This is a genomic window from Rhodococcus sp. AC861, assembly GCF_979256035.1.
In genome coordinates, this window is sequence record NZ_CEEDMW010000014.1 from 1 (window position 1) to 1,079 (window position 1,079).

A 1,079-nucleotide genomic window follows, 5' to 3' on the forward strand; every position below is an offset into this window, starting at 1 on the left:
CTAGCTGTAATGGCCAGGGACGTTGTGGACGGCGTGGCGACAACAGATAGGTGAGGACCTCCGGTATCGGTGTGGTTACCACAACTGCACCGACAACCGAGAGGTCCTCGTGTCCCACGCTAACGCCTCCCTCACCCCGAAGGGACGATTGAAGCTCGCGAGTTCGATCGTCGACGACCACTGGTCCATCCGGCGGGCCGCCGAACGCTTCCAGGTCTCACCGACCACCGCCAAGAAGTGGGCCGACCGGTACCGGGCCGGCGGGGCGCCGGCGATGATCGACCGGTCCAGCCGGCCCCGCCGCAGCCCCGCGCGCACACCGAGACGCACCGAACGACGAATCGTGGCGCTGCGCTTCACCAACCGGTGGGGACCGCACCGGATCGCCTACCACCTGCACCTGCCGCGCAGCACCGTCTCCGCGGTCCTGGCCCGCTACCGGATGCCGCTGCTGCGCCACCTGGACCAGAACACCGGCCTGGCGGTGCGCCGCCCCGCACCCCGCCGCTACGAACACCCCGCCCCCGGCGACCTGATCCACATCGACATCAAGAAACTCGGCCGGATCCCCGACGGCGGCGGGCACCGCAAACTCGGCCGCACGATCGGCAACCGGCACAACAAGAAACAAGGCCGCGGCTACGCGTTCGTCCACCACGCCGTCGACGACCACTCCCGGCTCGCCTACTCCGAGATCCTCGGTGACGAACGCAAGGAGACCGCCGCCGGGTTCTACCGGCGCGCCGCTGCGTACTTCACCGACCACGGCATCACCATCGCCAGAGTGCTCACCGACAACGGATCCTGTTACCGGTCAACACTGTTCGCCGCAGCACTCGGATCGGTGGTGCACAAGCGCACCCGCCCCTACCGACCGCAGACCAACGGCAAAGTCGAACGGTTCAACCGCACCCTGAACCAGGAATGGGCCTACGCCCACACCTACCTCTCCGACGAAGCCCGCGCAGCGACCTACCAGGACTGGGTCCATCACTACAATCACCACCGACCCCACACAGGCATCGACGGCAAGTCACCCATCGAGCGACTCACCGTCCACAACCTCCCCGCGAAGAACA

At 67.1% G+C, this 1,079-nt stretch carries 1 protein-coding gene; it reads left to right on the forward strand.

Going from position 1 to position 1,079, the window contains the following annotated elements; translation table 11 throughout:
- Positions 1–109: 109 nt before the first annotated feature.
- The coding region (locus AC0IX4_RS22930; protein WP_471831378.1) for an IS481 family transposase at positions 110–1,079 on the forward strand (970 nt) is incomplete at its 3' end.